The 6,765-nt window shown below is 55.3% G+C and carries 3 protein-coding genes; all 3 read right to left on the bottom strand.

What is annotated here, in order from left to right:
- Positions 1-161: 161 nt before the first annotated feature.
- Genes HMPREF2967_RS03785 through HMPREF2967_RS03795 form a run of 3 tightly spaced genes read right to left on the bottom strand, consistent with a single transcriptional unit; the run spans position 162 to position 5,923 of the window.
- The gene (locus HMPREF2967_RS03785) at positions 162-1,163 is read right to left on the bottom strand and encodes a HamA C-terminal domain-containing protein (RefSeq protein ID WP_158014670.1); all 1,002 of its coding nucleotides are present in this window, start codon (positions 1,161-1,163) and stop codon (positions 162-164) included.
- On the bottom strand, positions 1,147-3,972 hold the full coding sequence (locus HMPREF2967_RS03790; protein WP_198531020.1) for a restriction endonuclease: 2,826 nt from the start codon (positions 3,970-3,972) through the stop codon (positions 1,147-1,149). The genes HMPREF2967_RS03785 and HMPREF2967_RS03790 overlap by 17 nt, the downstream gene beginning before the upstream one ends.
- Complete coding sequence (locus HMPREF2967_RS03795; protein WP_198531021.1) at positions 3,956-5,923, bottom strand: site-specific DNA-methyltransferase; 1,968 nt, start codon at positions 5,921-5,923, stop codon at positions 3,956-3,958. The genes HMPREF2967_RS03790 and HMPREF2967_RS03795 overlap by 17 nt, the downstream gene beginning before the upstream one ends.
- Between the last annotated feature and the right edge of the window lie 842 nt (positions 5,924-6,765).

The following is a 6,765-nucleotide window of genomic DNA, read 5'->3' on the forward strand; positions in this document are numbered from 1 at the left end:
AGAACACCGGTACCAAAAACTCGCATCTGACAATGTATTTCCAACTTTTTTGATCAAGAAAGCGCTCGGCAACGGTTTGCTCCGCTTCGGAAAATATTCTACGGAAGTCATCGCGACCGACGATTCGGTCACCGAGTACAGTCGCGACCGTTTTCGACTTGTCAGAGGTCTCCACCGCCTACCCTTCCTGCGATTTTTTTCCTGATATCCTCAATCCCCAAGACATCACCTTTCCTAACTCGGCGCAGGAACGGAATCGCGTAGATATGGAACGGAAATCCGCCCAAGTCTAGGTAGTCTATCCGCTCTGCAAGCCACTGCTGTTGGCCGACTACAGCGTGCTCTGCCCTCTCTAAAAGTAGTTTCTCTATCTCCTCTGGATCGAGATCGCTAAATTTCACATCAGAGACATCAATTTCAAATCCGACAAAAATGCCAAAGGCGTTACTCTTCCTAACTCTTGGCCCACCACTCGCGGGCGGCAGCAGTATCTCCTCGAGGGCATCGATAGCCCCCTCTTCTAGGGCCTCTTTCAGCAGGTTGCTTTGGACCAGCCAAAACTCAAATTGAAATCCTTCTTCCTGCGCCTCTGAAATTGAATTAAGCGCAGCCTGAAAACCATTCCGTATACTCGTCCCAGGCTTATCTTTGGTATCGGCGTACATTTTCGACTCACCAAAGATGACTTCATACGATTCGTCATCGTTCCTTAGGAGGTGGACTCCATCACTTCCATGAATATAGTGCTGAGCATCTGTTTTTAGTTCCATTTTAGAAAGCAGCTTTGGAGCCCCCAGGTGAGATTCCAAGATGGAGTACAGTAGCAGCTCTCCACCCTCTCCTGCATTAGAGTCCGGCTTCCTAAACTTCTTCTCAGCCTTTTCGTTGAATTCTCCCCACCTACTCATGTCGTTTCGAAATTCTTCGATCTCTCGGCGAGACAAAACGTAAAAGTTTCGCATGTTGACAAGCTCCTTTAGAAGTGGCTCGATTGCAAAGTCGCCACTTTCAACGCGCAGGATATGGAGACTAAGTCGCGTCTTTTTCTGCACCTGCAGGGAAATCGGATCATAGAAGAGGTTCCTAAAACGTCTAGCGTTTTGAGGCTCTACTGACAGCGGAAGTATCCTTTGGTCGCTTATGGTTTCATTCTGATCGCCCAATGTAACCTCCGTTTCTCGATGCACGCGTTAAAGCATCGTCGTCCCTTGCCGCACCGATCAGCAGGCCATCTCTGTCGGTCGTATGCCCATAATCAACAGGGCCAGCCGGGGAGGCCTCAAAGTGACGCTCCGCGAACCTGATCTTCATCGCCTCATCCCACTCGAGGTCGTCAAGGTTTCGAGTGGCCTTGGTCTCCCGAACGAGGTAGAGCCGCTGCGTGCCGTTCTCGTCATAGACAATCGCCCAGTCCGGTGAGTACTCACCTACGGGTGTGCGCACCCGGAAACGTCGCGGTAGCTTCGTGAAGAGCTTGACGTGTTCGTTGTTGTTCTCCAGCTGTGCCGCGAACGCTCGCTCGACGTGGCTGTCGTAATCGACGTGGTCGAACAGGTTTACTCCGCCTTCAGGAGCCGGGTCGACTCCATTCGATGGGTCTGGGTTGCCCGGCATCGACTGAGGCGGGTTCTTAGATTCAACCTCAAGGAAAACTACTTCAGCGTCCCACCACTCCGACTCCTCAATCGGCTCGTAGTTGATTCCGCTGACCATCTGCTCAATCGCCTCAACGCGGATGGCATTCGCGACAATTCGAGCCCAACGGTCTGGATCGTCGAGAACATGCCGCGCGTAATCGCGATCAGGATGATTCAGGATCTCCCGCACAATACCCACAATCGTGGGACGAGTTAGCTGGAGCGGAAACTTGCCGTACTGCAACTGGTCTTCAATGAGCTGCACAACGTCAGGCATGCGCTGGCCAACGACCACAATGCGTTCACCACGAGATTCAGAAATACGGGAGTCTGACGTGATGACCTGGCCATCGTCGTTGTAGACGAGGTCGGCGGATTGCACTATATTGGCTCGGCGCTCGATGAACTCAAGGTCTGCTAGGTGCGCAGAGTTAGCTACCACGACCTGCAGGGCCTTGGGGTCAACGGTCACGCGATACCGAGCCTTGTATCGAATCCTCTTCCACATCTGCGCGAACTCAGGGCTTTCGAACAGCGCTGGTCGACGCCGGATCTTTACTTCGTTATCTGCATTATCAGGCTCAGGACCGCCATCAGATCCGCTGCCGGACGCTACGTATTCGGCGTTCAGCCCGTCTCGAAACTCAGAGAAAGATTCGTCGACGATGAGTGTCAGTCGGTTGATAGCCGGATCCATGACGCGCGTGCCGATTTGGTCGACGGGGATACGCAGGCCACGGCCAATCTGCTGGCGTCGCTCAAGGTCTGAACGCGTATGGCGCAGGAATCCAACCTGGAAGACGTTGGGGTTATCCCAGCCCTCCTTTAGCGCGGAATGCGAGAAGATGAACGCATGCGGGTTAGCCCGATCGAGGATGAGTTCCTTGTTGGCAATAATCTCCTGGTACGCCCGTGTCTCTGCGTCGGCATCCTGAGCACGTCCAGAGGTGTCCTTCAGGATGCCTGTCTTGGTCGACGGAAAGTACGCCACCCGTAGCTCAGCAGGATCAGGCATGTCGCTCTCGGAGTGGCCTGCTCGCAGCCACTCCTCTCGGTACAGCTCGTCAAACATCGCAGGCAGGACCGCCTCGTCGCCGGCATAGTCTACCACCCGCTCAACGAAGAAGAGTGAAAGTACCTTGACGCCGCGCTTGACCGAGTCAATCTGCTCCTGACGAGCTAGATGCGCGCGGATCGTATGGCGAATCTGGTCACGCCAAACGGCTTCAGCGTCCACGCCGGTCTCGGTGCCAACCTGGAGTACGATTCCATTTTCGAAGTTGATCCGATCAGGCTTGCGCTCGATGCTGTCGACAACCAGGCCTCGGTACTGCGGAAGCTCGCCAGAGTCCTCGAACAGATCAGAGCCGCTCTGCAGTACCACCGGCCCACGTTTACCGCCAGATTTATCAATGACGACTTCAGCCATTAGTCGCTTGCGCACGCTACGGACCTTGTCCAGCCGGACGTACGGCTTGCCATCCGCGCCGGCAACAATTCCCTTGACCGAAACCCTCTTAACGAGGCCAGCCTCAGCCGCTTGCTTCGGGCCCAGACGATGCACCAGGTTGAAGGGCTCCTTGTGGGTAGCACTGTAGCGCAACGCAACGAATGGGTTCAGAGTCGCTATTGCCTGTCGGCGCCGCGGTGTCGACATATTCTGCGGCTCGTCGATCAGGACGACGGGCCGTGCCTTAGCGATCTGCTCGACGCCACTCAGTGAGTCACCCCATAGCTGTGGCTGCTCAGCGCTGGCGTAGAGAGTGTTCTTCTCAGGCTTGTCGAGGGCCTGCACACTAGCTACCAGGAACTGGACAGTTCCAGACGGCTCGGTGAAGTCGTTGAGCGCCGAGCTCTCTCCCAGCACACCCCATTTGTAAGGCACGCCAGGATACTTCAGCCGGAAATGTTCCTCGGTCTGCTCGAACGTCTTGACCACGCCAGCGCGGATCGCGATCGAGTGCACAAGAATGACGAACTTGCGCAGCCCATAAAGCTCCGCCAAACGCAGGGCTGTCGAGATGTAGACGTACGTCTTGCCCGTGCCCGTTTCCATCTCAACAGAAAAGTTCGGAAACTCTCGATCGATTTCCTGCAGGTCTGTCTCTGCGAGAAGTTCAAGTTCAGACTGGGGATCGACTGACTCACGGGTGGTAATGATCTTCAGGTTGTCCGCAAGAAAGTCTCTTTCCAGAGTGAAGCCAGCGTGGCCTTCCGCGCCAGGTGCTTGCCCGGCAAGCGCATCACGCGGCGGCACGATAGCCCCTTCGAAGAGGTCAACCACCGCAGAAACGGCAGCCGACTGGTGCGGTTGATCATCAAAGCGAAACTTCACGAGGCACCCGCTCCAAGAGAATGAGTTTTGACTGCAGGCGTGGCGCAAGCGTGAGAGTCACCGAATCTTCCACCTGGTCACCACGAAGGATGAGGGTATCATCGTCGCTCAGCTCCAGCGCATCGGCTACTGCCAACGTGAACGCATCAAGTGAGATCAGCAGACGACCCGTTGAGGACTGTTCATCTCCAGGAGTGAACTCGTATACCGCCACGCCATCGATTTCGTGCGTCGTCACGCGAGCATCAAGCCGTGTGTCTGTGGCCTTGAGTGCGACCTCCCAAGCGACATCGATCGGCTTCGCCCCCTTGACGACAGGAGAGCCCGCAGTGCGCTCAAGCACTTGCTCCAAATAGGTCGCTCCAGTCATATCCGGCAGCGCCAACAGAGGCTTGTCGATAACAAGGTTTGTCGGTCGAGTGCGGAATATGCGGAAGCCAAGTTCCGTGCCATCCGGAGCATTTTCCTGCAGCACTGCTGCCGCACGGCGAAGTCGCTCCGCGGCTACCTCAAAAATCGTCTTGAAACCTGCCGCGACGGCGTTCTTACCTGACTCCTCAGAAGTGTCCGGTTCTTCCGGGGCTTGAACCAGGATCCAGTTTCGGGTCTTGTTGTCCTCTGGGTTCTGCTCCCACACAGCCTGTCCAGTCGAACCAGAGCCAGCGAAGAAATCCAGGATGAGGTCGCCGTCGTCGGTAATGGAATGGAAGAGACGAGCCAGAACGTCAGTGCTCTTTGGGTCATCGAAAACTTTGCCGCCCATTAACGAGTTGAGACTCGACGAAGCGCCTCGACGATCACGATAAAATACCGATGCCGGAGCCCACTCCTCGTGCGTATGAAGGTACGACTTGATCTGTACACGCCGCGACTTATCTTCTGGATAGATTAGTCGGCCATCTGAATCTAGCCTTTCCATTGTGGCTCGCTCATAGCGCCAACCGTTAGCGGGAGGGCTGTATCCCTTCCAGTCGTAGATCAGATTCTCTCGGTAGTTCGGGCTGGATATATTATCCGAGAACCAGACGCCCTTGTCGTCAATACGGTTGTAATGAGCATGTGCTTTAGAGGGGTCTTCATCCGCGAGTGACTTGTACCAGGCGCGCAGCTCCTTGCTTGAGGCTTCAAAGTCGGCCCCATACTTCTTCCGAAGCTCTTCGACCTTCGCGTAGATCGGATCGAGCCCTTCCTTACGTTCGCGCCAGCGGACGTCGGTAGACCTGAGGAAAGAACGGTCGCGTGCATACACAAGTACGTAGTCCTGGCCACCACCAGTTAGCTTCGCGTCGCCCTTACGCGCACCCCGCCAAGTCATCATGTCAACAAAGTTCTCAGCACCAAAAACTGCGTCGAGCAGAAGCCGCAGATGGTGCACCTCGTTGTTGTCGATAGAAACGAGGATTACGCCATCACGACGAAGCAGATGACGCGCCAGAGCAAGACGCGGGAACATCATGGTCAGCCACGGAGCGTGTTTTCGGCCTCCGCTTTCTAATCGGCTGGTCATAGCATTGCCCTGCTCGTCCACCTGACCAGTATCCTCGTGATACTGACGCTCGGACACGGAAAAATCGTCCTTGTAGGTGAACGTGTCCCCAGTGTTGTAGGGCGGGTCGATATAGATCAGCTTCACGGCGCGGGAGTAGCCGTTCTTCAGAAGCTTGAGCACCTGCAAGTTGTCACCCTCGATAAGGACATCACGGGCCTCCGGCCAGTGAAGTGATGCCTCCTCATCAGGCATAAGGGTTGCTGTTGTAGGGGTGCGTGCATCCTGGCGCGCCTGATCAATACCCGGCCAAGAGAAAGAGAACGCAGGCTTTGACTCGTCTCCGAGGCCAAGTGCGTCGAGTAACGCCTCACGATCAAGCTCACCGTCAAGGAAGGCGCTCGGTACTAAGTCGCGCAGCTGTGCAAGTAACTCCAGATGCGGATCACGTGACTCATCGGACACGGAGGATGTCATCGTACTACCGCCTGCCCTGCAGTGGGCGGCAGCATCACCCGACTTCGTTCCATAACTCCAGACACATAACTTGAATAGCTACCGCCTAGCTGGACTCTTCTCACTTTGGGAATCACTTTCTACTATCACCTGTACCCGTTAAGGTACCTTATTTTTATCGAGCTCACGGACGAAGCCCAGATCCTCCTACCTCGAACTTCGCACCGTAGCTTGTTCAACGAACATGCAAGGGATTGCAGCAGAGGGGTGATGGGCCTTCACTGACGAGCTATCTGCTCCAGATTATCCCATGAGCTGGGGTTTTGATGAAGACACGCCAAGACTTTGATGCTCTCTAGCAGCGCACACCCGTTCGAGCCGACTCAGCCAGATGGGGTCGACCGCTTCGACTGGAAGTGCTCGGACAGCAGATCCATCTTCTTCAAGAGGACCGGAGCGATCGTGAGGTGGACGCGTGCAGTGTCTTCATCAATCTGCTGTCCCGAAGGGTGTCCCGCCTCATTCCGTGTAACCGCGATGAGGTCTGCGACCGCGTCGAATGTGAGCTTGTCCCCGACCCCTTCAGGAAGCGACGACCGCAAAGGCTCAATCCGCTTGCGAAATTCAACCCACTGCGCGTAGTGGTGCTTGCCCGGATTTGTCAGGACTTTTGCCAAGAACCGGACGAGAACCTGTCTCTAGGGGTGGAAATATCCCGAGAAACGGCTTAAGGGACATTTCGTGTGGATAAACCGATACGGATTCCCGGGGCAGCCTGGGATAATACGGTGATCTTGATTTTGAATCGGTTCCAACGGCCCGATCTGTGAAATCAACACTGGATAGTCCTA

The sequence above is a fragment of the Corynebacterium sp. HMSC059E07 genome (assembly GCF_001814395.1).
Taxonomy (GTDB): domain Bacteria; phylum Actinomycetota; class Actinomycetes; order Mycobacteriales; family Mycobacteriaceae; genus Corynebacterium; species Corynebacterium hesseae.